This window comes from Pseudomonas flavocrustae (genome assembly GCF_029872515.1).
GTDB lineage: Bacteria > Pseudomonadota > Gammaproteobacteria > Pseudomonadales > Pseudomonadaceae > Chryseomonas > Chryseomonas aestiva.
The window spans coordinates 59,165-76,987 of sequence record NZ_JAPDIQ010000008.1 but is presented as its reverse complement, the minus strand read 5'-3'; the positions used below and the strand labels follow the sequence as shown (position 1 = coordinate 76,987).

General features: G+C 67.5%; 15 protein-coding genes and 4 pseudogenes. 11 read left to right on the top strand and 8 right to left on the bottom strand.

Annotated elements, in window-relative coordinates:
- Nucleotides 1-36 precede the first annotated feature (36 nt).
- Nucleotides 37-543, bottom strand: coding sequence for a peptide deformylase (gene def / locus OMP44_RS17820; RefSeq protein WP_187980766.1), 507 nt, complete (start codon nucleotides 541-543; stop codon nucleotides 37-39).
- Nucleotides 544-772: 229 nt separating this feature from the next.
- Here def and OMP44_RS17815 point away from each other — a divergent pair, with 229 nt between their 5' ends.
- The 3 genes from OMP44_RS17815 (at nucleotide 773) to tsaC (ending at nucleotide 3,566) form a co-directional block, all read left to right on the top strand.
- Entirely contained in the window at nucleotides 773-1,804 is a 1,032-nt protein-coding gene (locus OMP44_RS17815; RefSeq protein WP_280310086.1) for a LysM peptidoglycan-binding domain-containing protein, read from the top strand.
- A gap of 57 nt (nucleotides 1,805-1,861) precedes the next feature.
- On the top strand, nucleotides 1,862-2,947 hold the full coding sequence (gene dprA, locus OMP44_RS17810; protein WP_208693315.1) for a DNA-processing protein DprA: 1,086 nt from the start codon (nucleotides 1,862-1,864) through the stop codon (nucleotides 2,945-2,947).
- 64 nt (nucleotides 2,948-3,011) lie between these two features.
- Nucleotides 3,012-3,566, top strand: coding sequence for an L-threonylcarbamoyladenylate synthase type 1 TsaC (gene tsaC, locus OMP44_RS17805; RefSeq protein WP_208693314.1), 555 nt, complete (start codon nucleotides 3,012-3,014; stop codon nucleotides 3,564-3,566).
- Nucleotides 3,567-3,574: 8 nt separating this feature from the next.
- On the opposite strand, the pseudogene OMP44_RS25135 reads toward tsaC, so the two are convergent.
- The 4 genes and pseudogenes from OMP44_RS25135 to OMP44_RS17795 all read right to left on the bottom strand — a co-directional run.
- Nucleotides 3,575-3,892, bottom strand: a pseudogene (locus OMP44_RS25135) (response regulator); the annotation flags it as partial.
- A 144-nt stretch (nucleotides 3,893-4,036) separates the two neighbouring features.
- Nucleotides 4,037-4,273, bottom strand: a pseudogene (locus OMP44_RS25130) (ATP-binding protein); the annotation flags it as partial.
- A gap of 201 nt (nucleotides 4,274-4,474) precedes the next feature.
- Nucleotides 4,475-5,989: pseudogene (locus OMP44_RS25125) on the bottom strand (PAS domain-containing protein); the annotation flags it as partial.
- 1,127 nt (nucleotides 5,990-7,116) lie between these two features.
- On the bottom strand, nucleotides 7,117-8,094 hold the full coding sequence (locus tag OMP44_RS17795; protein ID WP_158891453.1) for an NADPH:quinone reductase: 978 nt from the start codon (nucleotides 8,092-8,094) through the stop codon (nucleotides 7,117-7,119).
- A gap of 143 nt (nucleotides 8,095-8,237) precedes the next feature.
- Here OMP44_RS17795 and hemF point away from each other — a divergent pair, with 143 nt between their 5' ends.
- Nucleotides 8,238-9,167 (top strand): oxygen-dependent coproporphyrinogen oxidase, encoded by a 930-nt coding sequence (gene hemF / locus OMP44_RS17790; protein WP_187980769.1) that lies wholly within the window; start codon nucleotides 8,238-8,240, stop codon nucleotides 9,165-9,167.
- A 5-nt stretch (nucleotides 9,168-9,172) separates the two neighbouring features.
- Entirely contained in the window at nucleotides 9,173-9,988 is an 816-nt protein-coding gene (gene aroE / locus OMP44_RS17785; RefSeq protein WP_280310078.1) for a shikimate dehydrogenase, read from the top strand.
- A gap of 40 nt (nucleotides 9,989-10,028) precedes the next feature.
- Here aroE and OMP44_RS17780 read toward each other — a convergent pair whose 3' ends face one another.
- Nucleotides 10,029-10,490 carry a hypothetical protein gene (locus tag OMP44_RS17780; protein WP_280310077.1) on the bottom strand — a complete coding sequence of 154 codons (462 nt, stop codon included), beginning with the start codon at nucleotides 10,488-10,490 and terminating at the stop codon, nucleotides 10,029-10,031.
- A gap of 71 nt (nucleotides 10,491-10,561) precedes the next feature.
- Here OMP44_RS17780 and OMP44_RS17775 point away from each other — a divergent pair.
- A pseudogene (locus OMP44_RS17775) lies at nucleotides 10,562-10,903 on the top strand (MerR family transcriptional regulator); the annotation flags it as partial.
- Between the two features lie 252 nt (nucleotides 10,904-11,155).
- Here OMP44_RS17775 and OMP44_RS17770 read toward each other — a convergent pair.
- Nucleotides 11,156-11,707 carry a gamma carbonic anhydrase family protein gene (locus OMP44_RS17770; RefSeq protein ID WP_280310075.1) on the bottom strand — a complete coding sequence of 184 codons (552 nt, stop codon included), beginning with the start codon at nucleotides 11,705-11,707 and terminating at the stop codon, nucleotides 11,156-11,158.
- A gap of 44 nt (nucleotides 11,708-11,751) precedes the next feature.
- On the opposite strand from OMP44_RS17770, the gene prlC reads away from it, so the two are divergent.
- The 5 genes from prlC to gloA2 all read left to right on the top strand — a co-directional run bounded on the left by prlC (nucleotide 11,752) and on the right by gloA2 (nucleotide 16,759).
- Nucleotides 11,752-13,848, top strand: a complete 2,097-nt coding sequence (gene prlC, locus OMP44_RS17765) for an oligopeptidase A (protein ID WP_280310073.1) — start codon at nucleotides 11,752-11,754, stop codon at nucleotides 13,846-13,848.
- Nucleotides 13,845-14,117 carry a YheV family putative zinc ribbon protein gene (locus tag OMP44_RS17760; protein ID WP_158890069.1) on the top strand — a complete coding sequence of 91 codons (273 nt, stop codon included), beginning with the start codon at nucleotides 13,845-13,847 and terminating at the stop codon, nucleotides 14,115-14,117. Before prlC ends, OMP44_RS17760 begins: the two co-directional genes overlap by 4 nt.
- A 365-nt stretch (nucleotides 14,118-14,482) precedes the next feature.
- Nucleotides 14,483-14,941 carry an anti-virulence regulator CigR family protein gene (locus OMP44_RS17755; RefSeq protein WP_273860964.1) on the top strand — a complete coding sequence of 153 codons (459 nt, stop codon included), beginning with the start codon at nucleotides 14,483-14,485 and terminating at the stop codon, nucleotides 14,939-14,941.
- 262 nt (nucleotides 14,942-15,203) lie between these two features.
- The gene (locus OMP44_RS17750) at nucleotides 15,204-16,370 is read left to right on the top strand and encodes a lactonase family protein (RefSeq protein WP_064307107.1); all 1,167 of its coding nucleotides are present in this window, start codon (nucleotides 15,204-15,206) and stop codon (nucleotides 16,368-16,370) included.
- Nucleotides 16,370-16,759: an SMU1112c/YaeR family gloxylase I-like metalloprotein gene (gloA2, locus tag OMP44_RS17745; protein ID WP_064307108.1), complete on the top strand. Its 390-nt coding sequence runs from the start codon at nucleotides 16,370-16,372 to the stop codon at nucleotides 16,757-16,759. Before OMP44_RS17750 ends, gloA2 begins: the two co-directional genes overlap by 1 nt.
- A gap of 7 nt (nucleotides 16,760-16,766) precedes the next feature.
- Here gloA2 and OMP44_RS17740 read toward each other — a convergent pair whose 3' ends face one another.
- The gene (locus OMP44_RS17740; RefSeq protein ID WP_280310067.1) at nucleotides 16,767-17,753 is read right to left on the bottom strand and encodes a choline sulfate utilization transcriptional regulator; all 987 of its coding nucleotides are present in this window, start codon (nucleotides 17,751-17,753) and stop codon (nucleotides 16,767-16,769) included.
- Between the last annotated feature and the right edge of the window lie 70 nt (nucleotides 17,754-17,823).

The following is a 17,823-nucleotide window of genomic DNA, read 5'->3' as shown; positions in this document are numbered from 1 at the left end:
AGCGGCGGACGCCGATGACGCCGTCCGCCAGGGCGATCAGGCCTTGTGGCGCTGCTGCTTTTCGAGCTTCTTCTTGATGCGATCGCGCTTGAGCGGCGACAGATAGTCGACGAACAGCTTGCCGTCGAGGTGATCGATCTCGTGCTGGATGCATACCGCCAGCAGGCCGTCGCACTCCAGCTCGAACGCCTTGCCGTCGCGGTCCAGGGCCTTGACCCGGACGCGCTCGGGGCGGCAGACCTTTTCGTAGAAACCGGGGATCGACAGGCAGCCCTCCTGGTACTCGCCCAGTTCCTGGGTGAGCGGCTCGGCCTCGGGATTGATGAAGACCAGCGGCTCGCTCTTGTCTTCGCTGACGTCGATCACCACCAGGCGGCGATGGACGTTGACCTGGGTGGCGGCCAGACCGATGCCGGGCGCTTCGTACATGGTCTCGAACATGTCGTCGATGGTCTGGCGCAGGGCGTCGTCCACCGTGTCGATGGGCTTGGCGACGGTGCGCAGGCGGGGATCGGGGAATTCGAGGATGTCTAGGATCGCCATGGCGTTGAGGGCACTTGTGGAATACAGTCAAGGGGCGCTGCTAAGATGCCGCAGCGTTGTCGCCACCCGGCGCGGGCTGGTCCCGAAAGGTGGATGACGTCGGTCGACGGGGATGGGCGCCTGGGCCGCCCGGTGCCGACAAAGGTGGCGATCAGGGCACGACTGGGGCGATTCCCCGACGTTTGCGTGAAGACGGTTCTTCAAAGCTAAGTGTAAAGGGATTCGACGCATGAGGAAATCTTTGTTCGCCCTGGCGCTGGTTGCAGCGGGCGCCCTGCAGTCGGCGTATGCGGCGGTCACCCTGCGACAGGATCACCCGGAAAGCTACACCGTGGTCCGCGGCGATACCCTCTGGGACATCTCCGCCAGATTCCTCAGCAAACCCTGGGAATGGCCGGAGATCTGGCAGGCCAATCCGCAGATCAAGAATCCCCACCTCATCTATCCCGGCGATACCCTGGTGCTGAGCTATGTCGACGGCCAGCCGCGCCTGCAGCTCAACCGCGGCGCCTCGCGCGGCACGGTCAAGCTGTCGCCCACGGTGCGCAGCACGCCCATCGCCGAAGCCATCCCGGCCATTCCGCTGGAAGCGGTCAACAGCTTCCTGCTGCAGAATCGCGCCATCGATTCGGCCGAACAGTTCCAGGCGGCGCCCTATGTGGTGGCCGGTAACGCCGAGCGGGTGGTGAGCGGCGCTGGCGATCGCATCTATGTGCGCGGCAAGTTGCAGCCGGGCGTCTCGGCCTATGGCATCTATCGCCAGGGCAAGACCTATGTCGATCCCAAGACCGGTGCCTTCCTCGGCATCAACGGCGACTTCATCGGCAGCGCCGATCTGGTTACCCAGGAAGGCGACATCGCCACCCTGCGGCTGACCCGCACCACCCAGGAGGTCCGCCTGGGCGACCGGCTGTTCCCCACCGAGGAGCGGCTGGTGAATTCCACCTTCATGCCCAGCGCGCCGACGCGTGACATCAGCGGCCTGATCCTCGACGTGCCCCGTGGCGTCACCCAGGTCGGCCAGTTCGATGTGGTGACCCTGAACAAGGGCACCCGTGATGGCCTGACCGAAGGCAATGTGCTGGCGGTCAACAAGACCGGCGAGACGGTGCGCGATCGCATCACCGGCGAGCTGGTGAAGATCCCCGACGAGCGTGCCGGCCTGCTGATGGTCTTTCGCACCTACGACAAGATCAGCTACGGCCTGATCCTGACCGCCACCCGCCAGCTGGAAATCATGGACAAGGTGCGCAACCCCTAACCCCCAACCCCTTCGGGTCGCCAGGACGGCGACCGGCCACCCCTCAAGGATGACACCATGGCCAGCTTCTCCCCTGCCGAGCTGGACGCCCGGCTTCGCCTGCATGTCCTGCCGGAACTCGGCGCGGTGCGCCAGCGCCTGCTGCTGGATGCCTTTGGCAGTGCCGCCGCGGCGCTCAGCGCCCCCGCTTCGGCCTGGCGCGCCCTGCGCCTGCCGGCAGTGGCCGCGGATGCCCGCCGCAGCCCGGCGACCCGCGAACGCGTCGATCAGGCCCTGGCCTGGCTGGACGGTCCCGAACGCCACCTGCTCTGCCTGGGTGACGAGCGCTATCCGGCGTTGCTGGCCGAGATCGCCGATCCGCCTCCGCTGCTGTTCGTCGAAGGACAGGTCGAGTTGCTCGAACGGCCGCAGCTGGCCCTGGTCGGCAGTCGCCAGGCCAGTGCCCAGGGGCTGGACAATGCCCGGCGGTTCGCCCACAGCCTGGCCGCGGCCGGCTTCTGCATCACCAGTGGCCTGGCGCTGGGCATCGATGGCGCGGCGCATCAGGGCGCCCTGGAGGCCGGCGGCGGCACGGTCGCCGTGCTGGGCACCGGCTTGCGGCAGCTCTATCCGCGCCGGCACCTGGGTCTCGCCCGGCGCCTGCTGGCCGAGGGTGGCGCGCTGGTCTCGGAATTGCCGCTGGACTGCACGCCTCAGGCGGCCAACTTCCCGCGGCGCAACCGGATCATCAGCGGTCTCAGTCTGGGTACCCTGGTGGTGGAGGCCAGCCCCTCCAGCGGTTCGCTGATCACCGCGCGACTGGCCGCCGAGCAGGGCCGCGAGGTGTTCGCCCTGCCCGGCTCCATCCATCATCCCGGGGCCCGTGGCTGTCATCAGCTGATTCGCGAGGGCGCGCAACTGGTGGAGAGCGTGGAACACATCCTCGACGCCCTGCAGGGCTGGCGCAGCCTGGCCCTGGTCGTCGCGGCCGCGGCGGGCGAGGATCATCCCCTGCTGCGCCATCTGACCGCCGGACCGCTCAACAGCGAAGAGCTGGCGCGGCTCTGCGGCCTGTCGCTGCCGGAGGTCCTGGTCCAGCTGACCGAGCTGGAGCTGGACGGCCAGGTGGTGGCGCAGCAGGGCAGCTGGAGTCGGCTCGGCTAGCGGCGGATGACTGGCATCGGCAGCGCGCTCGGGTAGACTTCAGGGATTTGGCGGAGGCTAGGCGATGCATAACAGCTGGCGAGTGCGGCAGGCGGCGCGAATCGTGCGCGAGGGGGGCGTCCTGGCCTACCCCACCGAGGCCGTCTGGGGCCTGGGCTGCGATCCCTGGGATCAGGCCGCGGTCTATCGCCTGCTGATGCTCAAGGGGCGGCCGATGGAAAAGGGCCTGATCCTGGTGGCCGACACCATTCGCCAGTTCGACTTCCTGCTCCACGATCTGCCGGAGGCCTCCCTGGCCAAGCTGGCCAGCACCTGGCCGGGCCCCAACACCTGGCTGGTGCCGCACCACAATCGCCTGCCCGGCTGGGTCACCGGCGCCCACGCCACCGTGGCGCTGCGGGTTTCCGAGCATCCCCTGGTGGGCGAACTCTGCGCCCTGACCGGGCCGCTGATCTCCACCTCGGCCAATCCCGCCGGGCGCCCGGCCGCGCGCACCCGGCTGCGGGTCCAGCAGTACTTTCCCGATAACCTGGACGGCATCCTCGTGGGCGAACTGGGCGGGCGCAAGAATCCCAGCGTGATTCGCGACCTGGTGACCGGCAAGGTCTTCCGGCCCTAGCCCCTAGGTCAGTCGAGCAGTTGGCGCAGCAACCGCGCCAGCGCATCGATCTGGAACGGCTTGGCCAGCGAGAGCTCGCCATTCGGGGTCGGCCGCTCGGCATGACCGCTGACGAACAGCACCGGCAGCTCCGGCCAGCGCTCGCGCAGGCGCCCTGCCAGCTCGGCGCCGTCGAGATCCGGCAGGCCGAGATCGGTGATCAGCAGGTCACAGGGCAGATCGCCGTCGACCAGCGTGAGCGCCGCCGAGGCACTGGCGGCGGTGCGCACGCGATAGCCCAGCTCGGTGAGCATCTCGCGTAGCAGCAGTCGCACCGAAACATCGTCTTCCACCAGCAGCAGGCGTTCGCCTCGACTCTGGGCGATGGCCGGCTGGGGCGTGTCGCTCGCCGCCGGCCGCTCGGGCGGGGCACAGGGCAGCCAGAGGCTGACGCGGGTACCACTGCCCAATTCGCTCTCCAGGGTCACATGGCCACCCGACTGCTTGATGAAGCCATAGAGCATCGACAGACCCAGACCGGTGCCCTGGCCAATGGGTTTGGTGGTGAAGAAGGGATCGAAGGCGCGATCCACCACCTCGGCCGGCATGCCGCTGCCGGTGTCGGCGATGGTCAGGCGCACGTAATCACCCGGCGGCAGGTCATGCTCGGCGGCCAGGTCGGTGAGGTGATCGAGGGCGGTTTCCAGGGTCAGCTGACCGCCTTCGGGCATGGCATCGCGAGCATTGATCACCAGATTCAGCAGGGCGTTCTCCAGCTGGTTGGTGTCGGTGCGCGCCGGTGGCAACTGCAGCGCGAGGCTGCTGCGCAGGCTGATGCGTTCGCCCAGGGTGCGCTGGAAGAGTTCTTCCAGGGACAGGATCAGGTCATTGACGTTTACCGGCCGTGGATCCAGCGTCTGCCGGCGGGCGAAGGCCAGCAGGCGATGGGTCAGGGCAGCGGCGCGGGTGGCGGATTGCTCGGCGGTGTCCAGGTAGCGCTGCAGGTTGTCGTGGCGCCCCTGGTCCAGGCGGCGGCGCAGCAATTCCAGGGAACCGCTGATGCCGGTGAGCAGGTTGTTGAAGTCATGGGCGATGCCGCCGGTGAGATGCCCGATGGCTTCCATCTTCTGCGCCTGGCGCAGCGCGGCTTCGGCGTTCTGCAGGGCCAGGGCGGCGTCGTGCTCGACGGTGACGTCGCGACCGAAGACATAGATGCGTCCGTCGTGATCGGCGGTGGCCTTCCACATCATGTGGCGCCAGTGACCGTCGCGGGTGCGCAGGCGCCCGGGCAGATCGCTGAGCACCTCGCCGTGGCGCAGGGCGGCCAGGCGCGGAAATACCGGCGGATCGTCCGGATGCTCCAGCGAGGTCGGCGGCTGATGACGCAATTCCTCGTCGTCCCACCCCAGGGTCCGGCCCCAGGCGGGATTGCGGCTGAGCCAGCGTTGCCCCTGGATGACGCCGAGCAGATCGTCGGCGACCCGCCACATGCGGTCACGCTCGACGGTGCGTTCGTGGACGCGCTGTTCCAGCAATTCGGCCAGCCGCCGCAGGCGGTGCTCGGCCATGCGGATCTCGCTGACGTCGGTGTGCACGCCCACCCATTCGCAGACCACGCCATTCTCCCGCACCGGCAGGGCACGTACGCTGAAGGTGCGCCATTGACCATCGCGACAGCGCAGGCGGTGCTCGTCGTGGAAATCCACCTGCTGCTGCACCGCCAGGCGCCAGCGACGCAGGGTGCGGGGGGCATCCTCGGGATGCAGGGCATCGGCCCAGCCGTCCTGCTGATACTGCGCATAACTCTGCCCGGTCAGGGTGCTCCAGGCGAGTTGTTCGCCGAGCAGATGGCCCTGGGCGTTGCTGGTCCAGACCACTCCCTGCACTGCCTCCACGGCATTGCGGAAGCGCTGGTTGGACAGGTGCAGCGCGGCTTCGGCCTGCTTGCGCTGGGTGAGATCCACCACCACCAGACTCACCGACAGCGCCTGGCCGACTTCCGACTGCAGCGGTGAGCCGTGCAGGCTGACCCAGACCACCGTGCCGTCGGGGCGCAGGAAGCGCTGGTCCAGCTTGAAGCTGTCGCCCCGCTCGCGCAGGGTGTCGAGGTGGCGCTCCAGGATGGCCCGATCCTCGGGATGGGTCTGGGCCTGCAGGGTCTGCTCCAGCACCCCGACCTCGTTGCGATCGAGCATTTCGCAATAGCGACGATTGGCGAGCAGGATGCGCCCGCGGGCGTCGGTCTGGCAGATGCCGACCGCCGCCTGGTTGATCAGGCTGGCCAGGCGCGCGCTGTGTTCGCGCAGGGCGGTTTCCGCATCGACGCGCTGCTGGACGTTGTCGAACAGGGTGACCGAGGCGATCACCTCGCCGGTGGCGGAGCGGACCGGGGCGCTGGAGACCTCCAGCAGCCGGATGCTGCCGTCGGGTCGCCGATAGCGCATCAACTCGGGCGCCACCGCCTGGCCGCTGCGCAGCACCCGTACCGTGGGATAGTCATCCACCGCATAGGGCTGGCCATTGGCGTGCAGGGCGCCGATGGCGCCATAGCGTTCGTCCAGCGTCTCGCCGGCCGGACGTCTGCCCAGCAGGGTATCGACGCGATCGTTGAGCATCACCGCTTCTTCGCTGCCGGCCTCGGTGATAGAGATACCCAGGGGCGCCTGCTGCAGCACGCTGGCCAGCAGCCCCTGTTCCAGCGACAACCGCCGTTCGAGGTGGCGGACCTGGTCCTGGGTCTGCTGCCGCATGAGCAGGGCGCCCAGCAGCAGGGCCAATTGATCCAGCACCAGCCGGGTATCCGCCTCGACGGCGCCGCCCAGTTGCAGATAGCCCAAGGGCTGAGTGGCAGGACCGAAGGGGATGAGCAACTCACCCACCGGCGGACTGCCCGCCTCGGCCACGGACAGCAGCCGCGCCTGGGGATCGTCGGCCAGGTCCCGCAGGGCCTGGGTGGCGCACAGTCGCAAGGCGGCCAGATCCGTGGTGCCGCCGAGGCGCCGTGACCATTCGCCGAGCGCCTGCAGGCGTTGCGGCAGCTCCCGCTCGGCGCTGCGCCGAGCGGCGAAACGCGCACGGCTCGCCGGGGCCTGCCAGACATGCAGCAACCAGCCCACGGCGACATCGGCCCGGCGCAGCGGCACCAGATGCAGGTCGAGGCGTACCAGGTGACCGTCGCGGTGGCGCAGGCCCTGGGTCTGGCAGCGTTCGAGGGCGGTCAGCCAGCCGTCGGCCGGCGGCTCCGGGAGCAGCAGGCCGACGATGGATTCACCGAGCCAGTCCTGCGCCGTCCAGCCCAGCAGCCGGGCGACGTTCGGACACCACTGCCCGATCCGCCCTTCGGCGGTCAGGGTGATGAGCGCCGTGTCCGTGGCGGTGTCGAGCAGGCTGGCGAGGGGGCTGGAGATAGGCATGACGAGGGCAGCGATCCGGCCGATTCTGGAAAGAACGTCGAGGCCGAGGCGACCTGACTGTCCGAGATAGACCGGCGTTTACCCCCGTCGTGCCGCCTGGGTGCGGGAAACTTAATGGCCGTCACGATTTACCCGGCCAGGCATCCGGGTGCTTCGCCTCAGGGCAGCAGGATGGTCGAGCCGCTGGTCTCGCGACCCGACAGCGCCCGGTGCGCCTCCTGCACTTCGGCCAGTGGATAGCGTCGGCCGATGTCCACCTGGATGCGGCCATCGCTGATCAGCTCGAACAGCTGATCGGCCATGTCCTGCAGGGCTTCGGGGGAGGCGGCGTAGGTGGCCAGGGTCGGCCGGGTCACATAGAGCGAGCCCTTCTGCGAGAGAATGCCCAGATTGACCCCGGTGACCGCGCCGGAGGCGTTGCCGAAGCTGACCATGAGACCGCGTGGGGCCAGGCAGTCCAGCGACATCTCCCAGGTGTCCTTGCCGACGCCGTCGTAGACCACCGGCACCTTGGCGCCCTCGGTCAATTCACGGACCCGCGCCGGGACGTCTTCCTGGCGGTAGTCGATCACCGCCCAGGCACCCAGCGCCTTGGCCTTTTCCAGCTTTTCCGGGGAGCCGGCGGTGCCGATCAGACGCACGCCCAGGGCCTTGGCCCACTGGCAGGCCAGGGAGCCGACGCCCCCGGCCGCGGCATGGAACAGCACGGTGTCGCCGGCCTGCAGCGGATAGGTCTGGCGCAGCAGGTATTGCACGGTCAGTCCCTTGAGCATGACGGCGGCGCCCTGTTCGAAGGAGATCGCCTCCGGCAGGTGCACCAGATGCCGCTCGGGCAGCACATGGACCTCGGCATAGGCGCCCAGCGGCCCGGTGGCATAGGCCACGCGATCGCCGGCCTTGAAGCGGGTGACGGCGCTGCCGACCGCTTCCACCACCCCGGCACCCTCGGTGCCCAGGCCCGAGGGCAGTGCCGGCGGCGGATAGAGGCCGCTGCGGTAATAGGTCTCGATGAAGTTGAGGCCGATGGCGTGGTTGCGCACCTGCACCTCGTCGGGGCCGGGCGCGGCGGGTTCGAAATCCACAAGTTCGAGTACTTCGGGACCACCGGTGCGGCTGAACTGGATGCGCTGGGCCATGCTTGCGTGTCTCCTGGTTGGAGCCCTTGGCCGGGCTCTCTTGGGGTGAGCCTTCATCCAAGCCGCAACCGCGGGCCACGTCAACCGGTCGGATACGGGTGTTATGCTCTGCGCCCTCCCCGCCTGTTGTGGAAATCCTTGCGATGAATCCCTCCCTGGAGGCCGTCAAGGCCTATCTGCTCGATCTGCAGGAGCGCATCTGCGCCGCACTGGAAGCCGAGGATGGCAGCGCAGCCTTCGCCGAAGACGCCTGGACCCGGCCGACCGGCGGTGGTGGCCGCACCCGGGTGATTGCCGACGGCGCCCTGCTGGAAAAGGGCGGCGTGAACTTCTCCCATGTGCATGGCGACAGCCTGCCGCCCTCGGCCAGCGCCCATCGTCCGGAACTGGCCGGGCGCAGCTTCGAGGCCATGGGTGTATCCCTGGTCATGCACCCGCGCAATCCCCATATCCCCACGGCTCACGCCAATGTGCGCTTCTTTCTCGCCGAGAAGCCCGGCGAGGCGCCGGTCTGGTGGTTCGGCGGCGGTCTCGACCTCACTCCCTACTACGGCAACGAGGCCGACTGCGTGCACTGGCACCAGGTCTGCCATGACGCCTGCGCGCCCTTCGGCGCCGACGTCTATCCGCGCTACAAGGCCTGGTGCGACCGCTATTTCCACCTCAAGCACCGGGGTGAACCGCGCGGCATCGGCGGTCTGTTCTTCGATGACCTGAACGACTGGGACTTCGACACCTGCTTCGCCTTCCAGCGCGCCATCGGCGATGCCTTCGTCGACGCCTATCTGCCCATCGTCCAACGCCGCCGCGACCAGCCCTACGGTCAGGCCGAGCGGGAATTCCAGGCCTATCGCCGCGGCCGCTACGTGGAATTCAACCTGGTCTATGACCGTGGCACCCTGTTCGGCCTGCAATCCGGCGGGCGCACCGAGTCCATCCTCATGTCGCTGCCGCCCGAGGTGCGCTGGGGCTATGACTGGAAACCCGTGCCCGGCTCGCCGGAAGCGCGGCTGACCGATTTCTTTCTCACCGACCGCGACTGGCTCGCGCTCGCCCCGACGCCCGCAGGATAGAGCCCATGGATCGCTACGCCGTCTTCGGCAATCCCATCGCCCACAGCAAGTCGCCGCTGATCCACAGCCTGTTCGCCGACCAGACCGGGCAGCGCCTGCACTACGGGACGCTGCTGGCGCCGCTGGACGGCTTCAGCGAAAGCGCCCGCAGCTTTTTCCAGAGCGGCCTGGGCGCCAATGTCACGGTGCCCTTCAAGGAAGAGGCCTATCAGCTGTGCGATGAACTCACCCGGCGCGCGCGGCGGGCCGGAGCGGTCAACACCCTCAAGCGCCAGGCCAATGGTCGCCTGCTCGGCGACAACACCGACGGCGCCGGCCTGGTCCGGGATCTCACGGTCAACGCCGGTCTGCAGCTGGCCGGCCAGCGCGTCCTGGTGCTGGGCGCCGGCGGCGCCGTACGCGGCGTGCTGGAGCCGCTGCTGGCCTGCAACCCCGGACAACTGGTGCTGGCCAATCGCACCGAACTCAAGGCGGTGCAACTGGCGCGGGAGTTCGCCGAGCTGGGGACCATCGAGGTGGCCGCCTTCTCCACCCTGAGAGAGCCCTTCGACGTCATCATCAACGGCACCTCGGCCAGTCTCGGTGGCGGTCGCCCGCCCCTGTCGGAGGCGGTCATCGGCCCGCAGACGGTGACCTACGACATGATGTACGGCAAGGATCTCACCCCCTTCAACCGCTGGGCGCAGGACGAGGGTGCCTTCCACACCCTGGACGGCCTGGGCATGCTGGTGGAACAGGCCGCCGAGGCCTTCGAACTCTGGCGCGGCGTGCGTCCCGACAGCGCCCCGGTACTGGCGGAGTTGCGGCGGCAGCTGGGTTAATCCCGCGACGCTGTTGGGCTTCGCTGCGCTCAGCGCCAACCTACGGGAGCCTCGTCGTAGGTTGGGCTGAGGCGGTTCTATCGCCGAAGCCCAACGAGCAGGGGCACGAGGCCAGAGATACCGGCCACGCCTGGGCGACGCCGAAGCCGATTTCGACTACCAGGAACATTGCCAGCAAGGGACTGGCGCCCTGGTACAGCGCCCAGGCCTGCCAGAAGGCGAACAGGCCCCTGGCCACGGCGTCGTAGCGTCCCAGCAGCAGAGAAGGCCTGACCAGGCGCAGCACAGACCAGACGCACACCAGGGAGCCCAGCAGATTGCCCAGCAGCAGGGCTTCCGGCGGGAACTCCGCCAGGGGCGCCAGGCCCAGTGCCTGGCCGAGACCGTCGAGCTGCCGCAGCAGCCAGGCGAGACTCCAGGGGGTGGCGAAGGGCGCGGTAACCAGCAGATCATAGAGGGCGCTGGCACGGACCAGCCGCAGATAGGGCGCAAGCTTCCACATGGGCGGACTTCCTTGAACGAGAGGAAGTCCAGTGTCGACCCTGGAGCTAGGTCCAGGGTCAAGGAGAATGGATGCGTATCGGCACCCTCGCCCAGGCCACCGGCCTGAGTCGCGACACCCTGAGATTCTACGAGCGCCAGGGGCTGCTCAAGGCGCGGCGGCGGGCCAACGGCTATCGTGACTATCCGCCTGAAGCCGTGGAATGGCTGGGCTACATCCGTACCGCCCAGCGACTGGGTTTCAGCCTGCAGGAAATCGCCGCCAACCTGGAGGACGTCGAGCGCGCTGCCGATCCCGACGCCTATTTGCAGGAACTGCTGCGCGACAAGCTCAGGGTCATCGAGGCGCGCATCGACGAATTGCAGGCGTTGCGTGGGGTGCTGTATTCGCGCCTGGGTGAAGCCTGTCCGCTGCGGGGTTGGCAGATCGCGGCCGACGCGACCGCTCCTAGGGGCTGGGTCATAACAGCTGATCGCGATCGGGTCGGAGATGTGGAAGATGACCCCCCGCTCGGATAGCCCCGTCTTCCTTTGGGAGAGGGTTGGGGTGAGGGCGAGCCTCGCGCCACGAAGTCACCTGTGGAAAAGGCTGCGCCGTTTTCCACGCTACGGCGCTCGCTCTGCGGCTGAGGCGGCTTTGTCTCCGAAGCCAACGAATGCGGACGCCTAGGCACCCTCCTCCCCATAGCCTTCGGCCAGATGCTGGTCCTTGAGCTTCACGTAGTTGCCGGCGCTGTAGGTGAAGAAGGCGCGTTCCTTCTCCTCCAGCGGGCGGATCTGCTTGACCGGGCGGCCGACGTAGAGGTGGCCGCCTTCCAGCCGCTTGCCTGGCGGGACCAGACTGCCGGCGCCGATCACCACGTCGTCCTCCACCACCGCGCCGTCCATGACGATGCTGCCCATGCCCACCAGCACCCGGTCGCCAATCGTGCAGCCGTGCAGGGTCACCTGGTGGCCGACGGTGACGTCGTTGCCGATCAGCAAGGGATAGCCGTCCGGATTGAAGGGGCCGGCGTGGGTGATATGCAGCACGCTGCCGTCCTGGATGCTGGTGCGGGCGCCGATGCGGATGCGATGCATGTCGCCGCGGATCACTGTCAGCGGCCATATCGAGCTGTCTGCGCCGAGCTCGACATCACCGATTACCACCGCGGTGGCATCGACGAAGGCGCGTTCGCCCAGGTGCGGGGTCTTACCCTGGAAGGTCCTTATGGTCACGATAGATACCTTTTCTCGTCGGAAGGGTCTTGAGACCTATTAGGATGGGCTCCATATATAACTGTCAAAGCCATCGCCCCGAGGGGAACGCCGTGAGCGCCAGCAATCCGCTGCTTCAGTCCTACGACCTGCCGCCCTTTTCCGCCATCAAGCCCGAGCACGTCGAGCCGGCCATCGATACCGTCCTGGCCGAGAACCGTGCCGCCCTGGCCAAGTTGCTGGAGACGCAGAAGGAACACCCCACCTGGGCCGGCCTGGTGCTGGCGATGGACGAGCTGAACGATCGGCTGGGCCAGGCCTGGAGCCCCATCGGCCATCTCAACGCCGTGTGCAACAGCGCCGAGCTGCGCGCCGCCTATGAGGCCTGCCTGCCCAAGCTGTCGACCTATTCCACCGAGATCGGCCAGAATAAGGACCTCTTCCAGGCCTACAGCCGCCTGGCCGAAAGCGAAGAAGCCAAGGGCTTCGACGCCGGCCAGAAGACCACCCTGGAACACGCCCTGCGTGACTTCCGTCTGTCCGGCATCGACCTACCGCCGGCGGAGCAGCAGCGCTATGCCGCCATCCAGGCGCGCAAGTCCGAGCTGGGCAGCAAGTTTTCCAACCAGTTGCTCGACGCGACGCAGGCCTGGACCAAGCACCTCACCGATGAAGCCGCCCTCGCCGGCCTGCCCGAGTCGGCCAAGGCCCAGCTGCAGGCCGCTGCCCAGGCCAAGGAGCTGGACGGTTGGCTGGTGACCCTGGAATTCCCCAGCTACTACGCGGTGATGACCTACGCCGATGACCGCGCCCTGCGCGAGGAAGTCTATGCCGCCTACGCCACCCGCGCCTCCGAGCAGGGCCCCAACGCCGGCCAGTTCGACAACGGCCCGGTGATGGAGGAATTGCTCGATCTGCGTCAGGAACTGGCACGTCTGCTGGGCTACGCCAACTATGCCGAGCTGTCGCTGGCCACCAAGATGGCCGAGAGCAGTGATCAGGTGCTGGGTTTCCTGCGCGACCTCGCCGTGCGCTCCAAGCCCTTCGCCCAGCGCGACCTGGAAGAACTGCGTGCCTTCGCCGCCGAACAGGGCGTGCAGGATCTGCAGAGCTGGGACACCGGCTATTTCGCCGAAAAGCTGCGCCAGCAGCGCTATTCGCTGTCCCAGGAAGAGGTCCGCGCCTGGTTCCCGGTGGACAAGGTGCTCTCCGGCCTGTTCGCCACGGTGCAGAAGCTCTATGGCATCGAAATCGCCGAATTGCGCGATTTCGAGAAGTGGCATCCGGACGTGCGCCTGTTCGAGATCAAGGAAAACGGTACCTCCATCGGCCGCTTCTACTTCGATCTCTATGCCCGCGCCAACAAGCGCGGTGGCGCCTGGATGGACGGTGCCCGCGACAAGCGTCGCGATGCCCAGGGCCGGCTGATCGATCCGGTGGCCTACCTGGTCTGCAACTTCACCCCGGCCAGCCCCGGCCAGCCGGCGCTGCTCACCCATGACGAGGTGACCACCCTCTTCCATGAATTCGGCCACGGCCTGCATCACCTGCTGACCCGCGTCGAGCACGCCAGCGTCTCCGGCATCAACGGCGTGGCCTGGGATGCGGTGGAGCTGCCCAGCCAGTTCATGGAGAACTGGTGCTGGGAGCCCGAGGGCCTGGCGCTGATCTCCGGTCACTACGAGACCGGCGAGCCGCTTCCCCAGGCGCTGCTGGACAAGATGCTGGCGGCGAAGAACTTCCAGTCCGGCCTGATGATGTTGCGCCAGCTGGAATTCTCGCTGTTCGACTTCGAATTGCATGCCAGCCACGGCGACGGCCGCAGCGTGCGCGAGGTGCTGGAAGGCATCCGCGACGAGATCTCCGTGGTACGGCCGCCGGCCTACAACCGCTTTCCCAACAGCTTCGCGCACATCTTCGCCGGCGGTTATGCCGCGGGTTACTACAGCTACAAGTGGGCCGAGGTGCTGTCCGCCGATGCCTTCGCCAAGTTCGAGGAAGAAGGCGTCTTCAATCCGCAAACCGGTCGGGCCTTCCGTGAAGCCATCCTGGCCCGCGGCGGCTCCCAGGCACCCATGGTGCTGTTCGTCGACTTCCGCGGCCGCGAACCCAGCATCGATGCCCTGCTCCGCCATTCCGGGCTGAGCGAGGAGGCGGCGTGAGCGAGCCGATCCGCAAGAGGTTCATCGCCGGGGCGGTCTGCCCGGCGTGCCAGGCGCAGGACACCCTGAAGATGTGGACCCAGGACGGCACGCCCAACCGCGAGTGCGTCTCCTGCGGCTACAGCGACACCCTGGACGAGCGCGGCAATTCGGTCCCCAAGGAATTGCCGACGCGGGTCAACATCAGTGCGCTCAAGCCCAAGAAGCCCGATCCCAAGGTGCAGGCCGTGCAGTTCTTTCCCAATCCCAAGCTGAAGAAGCCGGAATAGGGAAAGGCGACCTCCGGAAAAGCCGCGCCCGGTCATTCAGGCGCGGCTTTTCCGTTTCCAGGCTGGGGAAAATCGCTCCGCGCAGGGCTTGAGTGCAGGCGAAAATGGACGTCAGCATAGGGGGGTCCCAGGCTTTATCCACAAAAAGCGGATTCGATAGCCAGCCGATCACCTTTTTAAGGTATTGATAATAAAGGATTTTTATTTGGTCCCTAACAACGTTTGGGGATTTATCACGGAGTTATACCGCTTTTATCCCCGATTTATCCACAGGCTATAAGTCCGGGAATGACCCGGGAGTCTTTTTCAGTAACCAGACTCCAAGTGGATAACCGCTGCCATCGTCTTCTACGAGGAAGCCGCCGATGCGTACCCTTCTTTCCACTGCAGCCCTCTGTCTGATCGGCAATCTGGCCCTGGCCGCGCCTCCGGATCACGGACCCGGCGGGCCCAAAGGTCCGCACGGACCGGGCTGGCAGGAACAGGGTGGCCCCCATGGCCAGGGACCGGGGCCCGGGTCGCGCGGCCCGGGTCGCCCGGGTGCCGGACCGGCCGCCGGTGGACCGCCGGATCTGGGACCGGCGCGGGAGCGCATCCAGGCACTGCGCGGCCAGATCGGCCGCGGTGGCGACCTGCCGCCAGGACTGCGTCTGGAACGCGGGCACCCTTTGCCTCCCGGGTATGGCCGACCGCTGCCGCCGGGTATCGCCCGCCAGCTGCCGGATTATCCGGGCTACGAATGGCGCCGCCTGGGGACCGACATGGTGCTGGTCGCCGTGGGCACCGGGCTCGTCTACGCCATTCTGCAGGGCGTGCTGGACTAGCCTGACCAATTCTTTTACCGGCAGCCCCCGGACACTGCCGAGTTCACCGCAGGCTCTGGCGCGGTCTCCTCGCGCCGGTTGACCCGACGTAGACCGCCAGCGCGCCGGCGCAGGCGATAAATGGCGAAAGGCCTCTGGCACAGTGCCAGCCCGGATTTCAGTAGAATAGCCGCCGCGCACGGCCGCCTTCCGCCTCCAGACGGTAGGGAAACCGGGCCGCTCCGCATCGGTCTCAACGCCCACCGCTCGCCAAGGATTTCCCATGAGAGCTCTGCCCCGTCTGCTGCCGCTGGCCCTGTTCGCCCTGCTCGTGGGGCACAACGCCCCGGCCCGCGCCGAACCCGGTCTGTTCAATCTGCTGGTCGGCAGCTACACCGCGGGCAGCAGCCAGGGGCTGTATGTCTATCGCTTCAACAGCCGCAATGGTCAGATCGATGGCCCGCTGCGCATCGTTAAGGCGTCCAACCCCTCGTTTCTGACCCTGTCGCGGGATGGCCGGACCCTGTTCGCCGTCAACGAGAATGGCCGGGGTTCGAGCGGCGACAGCATCGGGCGGGTCACTTCCTATCGTTTCGAACCCGGCAATGGCCGCCTGCAGCAGATCAGCCAGGTCAAGAGCCTGGGCGACGAGCCGACCCATTCCAGCCTCAGCACCGACGGCAAGTTCCTGTTCGTGGCCAACTACTCCAGCCTGCCGGAGGGCTCGCTGGCGGTGCTGCCGATCCAGGACGGCGGCGTGCTCAGTCCGGTGGCGCAGATCGAATTCCACCAGCCCAGCGAACAGCACCCGCGCCAGCAGTCCAGCCATGTGCACGCGGCGGTGACGACCCCGGACGGCCGCTTCGTCTTCGCCCCGGATCTGGGCGCCGACAAGGTATTCGTCTATCGCTATCTGCCGCAGCAGCCGGAGCGACCGCTGGTGGCCGCCGAGACGCCCTTCGTGCCGGTGCCGGAAGGTAGCGGGCCGCGCCACCTGGTGTTCAGCGCCGATGGCCGCTACGCCTACCTGACCCTGGAGCTGGCCGGCCAGGTGATGGCCTTCGCCCATCAGGACGGCATGCTACGGCAGTTGCAGAGCTACAGCCTGACACCCCAGGAATTCACCGGCGAGCGGGATGCCGGGGCCCTGCACCTGTCCGGCGACGGACGTTTCCTCTATGTCGCCAGCCGTGGCACGGACAACCAGCTTGCCGTGTTCGCGGTGAATCCCGACGGCACCCTGACCTTTGTCGAGCGCCATCCGGTCAATGGCCTGTCGCCGCGGGAATTCGCCATCGATCCGTCCGGGCGGTACCTGCTGGTGGCCAACCAGAAATCCAACCAGCTCAAGGTCTTCGCCCGGGATCCCGACAGCGGCAAGCTCGGCGATGAACTGCAGAGCCTGGACGTCGGTGCTCCGTCCGACCTCAAATTCGTCGCGGTACCCTGATGACCCACTTCGACCGTCTGCACCATGTGGCGCTGATCTGCGCCGACTACGAACGCTCCCGGCACTTCTATACCGAGATCCTCGGGTTGCCGGTGATCGCCGAGACCTATCGCGAGGCCCGGCGCTCCTGGAAGCTGGATCTGGCAGTGGGCACGCATGCCCAGCTGGAGCTGTTCTCCTTTCCCGATGCCCCGCCCAGGCCGTCGCGCCCGGAGGCCCAGGGCCTGCGCCACCTGGCTTTCGCCGTGGCCGACCTGGACGCCACCGTCGCCCACCTGCAGGGCCATGGCGTGGTCACCGAGCCGATCCGTACCGACGAGCTGACCGGCAGGAGATTCACCTTTTTCGCCGATCCGGACGATCTGCCACTGGAAGTCTACGAGCGCTGAGTTCGGCTCAGGTCGCCAGCCGTGCGCCGGCCAGGGACTCGCGCGGCATCTCCAGCTCTTCCAGCAGCCAGTCGAGAAAGCGCTGCACCAGCCGCTGGCGCCGCTTGCGCTCGGGCAGGATGGCGTAATAGCCATAGCGCGAGGTGGCCAGTCCGGCGAAGGGGCGACAGAGCAGTTCCTGCCGCAGCAGATCGTCCACCAGGTGACGCCAGCCGATCGCCAGCCCCTGGCCGGCGATGGCCGCCTGGATCACCAGGGTGTAGTTGTCGAAGCTCAGCACCGCGCCGGACGGCGCCGCGGGCAGGGGCGCCAGGTCCAGCGCCGGCAGCAGGGTCTTCCAGTCGTACCAGCGGCTGTTGGGCGCCGCCTTGAGATGCAGCAGCGGCCAGCGCCCCAGCTCCATGGCGGGCAACGGCGGCTGCCGACCCTGGAGCAGGCGCGGACTGCACACCGGAAAGACCTCTTCGCGAAACAGCGGCCAGGCTTCGCCATGCTTGAAGCGGCCGTCGCCGAAGCCCAGGGTGATGTCGATCTCCGGACCGGGCAGCGGCACCCGGTCGCTGGTGACCAGGCTGACGTCCAGCTCCGGGTGGCGGGCATGGAAGCGCGGCAGGCGCGGCAGCAGCCAATAGGCGGCGAAGGCGAAGTCGGTAGCCACCTGCAGGACTTCATGGGCAGGCCGGGCGGTAACCAGCCGCACCCCCTCGTCCAGGGTGGCGAGACCGGCCTCGACGTATTCCTGCAGCAGCCGTCCAACCTCGGTGAGCAGGATGCCGCGATGGACCCGGTCGAAAAGGCGGACCTGCAGCTGGGCCTCCAGGCGCTTGATCTGCTGACTGATGGCCGGCTGGGTGGTGCCCAGTTCGCTGGCCGCCGCGGTAAAGCTCAGGCGGCGCGCCACCACCTCGAAGGTGCGCAGGCTGTCCAGCGCCAGGGCAGGGCGGTCGGCTGGGAGGGTGGCGTCCAAAAGGGCTTTCCCGTGGCGATCAGACATAAGTCCAGCTTATCCGAAACATCACTCCAGATGGCCTTCACGCAGATTTTTCGGCATCGGATGATGGACT

Excerpts from the sequence above, each read along its gene's own strand:
- def (WP_187980766.1), bottom strand. The coding sequence starts at position 543 with ATGGCGATCCTAGACATCCTCGAATTCCCCGATCCCCGCCTGCGCACC.
- OMP44_RS17815 (WP_280310086.1), top strand. The coding sequence starts at position 773 with ATGAGGAAATCTTTGTTCGCCCTGGCGCTGGTTGCAGCGGGCGCCCTG.
- dprA (WP_208693315.1), top strand. The coding sequence starts at position 1,862 with ATGGCCAGCTTCTCCCCTGCCGAGCTGGACGCCCGGCTTCGCCTGCAT.
- tsaC (WP_208693314.1), top strand. The coding sequence starts at position 3,012 with ATGCATAACAGCTGGCGAGTGCGGCAGGCGGCGCGAATCGTGCGCGAG.
- OMP44_RS17795 (WP_158891453.1), bottom strand. The coding sequence starts at position 8,094 with ATGGCCCAGCGCATCCAGTTCAGCCGCACCGGTGGTCCCGAAGTACTC.
- hemF (WP_187980769.1), top strand. The coding sequence starts at position 8,238 with ATGAATCCCTCCCTGGAGGCCGTCAAGGCCTATCTGCTCGATCTGCAG.
- aroE (WP_280310078.1), top strand. The coding sequence starts at position 9,173 with ATGGATCGCTACGCCGTCTTCGGCAATCCCATCGCCCACAGCAAGTCG.
- OMP44_RS17780 (WP_280310077.1), bottom strand. The coding sequence starts at position 10,490 with ATGTGGAAGCTTGCGCCCTATCTGCGGCTGGTCCGTGCCAGCGCCCTC.
- prlC (WP_280310073.1), top strand. The coding sequence starts at position 11,752 with ATGGGCTCCATATATAACTGTCAAAGCCATCGCCCCGAGGGGAACGCC.
- OMP44_RS17755 (WP_273860964.1), top strand. The coding sequence starts at position 14,483 with ATGCGTACCCTTCTTTCCACTGCAGCCCTCTGTCTGATCGGCAATCTG.
- OMP44_RS17750 (WP_064307107.1), top strand. The coding sequence starts at position 15,204 with ATGAGAGCTCTGCCCCGTCTGCTGCCGCTGGCCCTGTTCGCCCTGCTC.
- gloA2 (WP_064307108.1), top strand. The coding sequence starts at position 16,370 with ATGACCCACTTCGACCGTCTGCACCATGTGGCGCTGATCTGCGCCGAC.
- OMP44_RS17740 (WP_280310067.1), bottom strand. The coding sequence starts at position 17,753 with ATGTCTGATCGCCACGGGAAAGCCCTTTTGGACGCCACCCTCCCAGCC.